General features: G+C 55.0%; 1 pseudogene. It reads right to left on the bottom strand.

The features are described 5' to 3' along the window. Nucleotides 1-389, bottom strand: a pseudogene (locus AB4Z50_RS36240) (hypothetical protein); the annotation flags it as partial.

Genomic DNA, 389 nt, shown 5'->3' with positions numbered 1-389 from the left:
CTCTTTCGTCTGTGATACCCGTTAATGCCCCGGGGAGATACGCCGACAAGCCCGGAGTGTCGTCTCCATGGTGATAGCGTCTGACGGTCTGATCTGGCCATGTGACCGTGACACTGCGATCCGTGTTGTATGCGTAGTGAATCTCCGCGCCATCGGGACCCTTCACAGTGGCGACGCGATTCTTCGCGTCGTACGAAAACTCAATAGCTTTACCGAAGTTGTTCTGCACCCTTGTGAGTAGCTTTGAACCTCCACCTGACGCGGACGTTGTCGCGCCGCTGCTATACGTCAGGGTTGAAGTCCAGCCATTTCTCTCCTTGATGCCAAGCAACCGTCCGTCTACATCATAGGTTTCAATGGAGTCGTCGGCCGCGGTAAAGTATTGCCAC

This window comes from Paenibacillus sp. 2TAB26 (assembly GCF_052115145.1).
Classification (GTDB): domain Bacteria; phylum Bacillota; class Bacilli; order Paenibacillales; family Paenibacillaceae; genus Pristimantibacillus.
The sequence above is the reverse complement of the archived record's forward strand: the minus strand, read 5'-3'. Positions and strand labels throughout refer to the sequence as shown.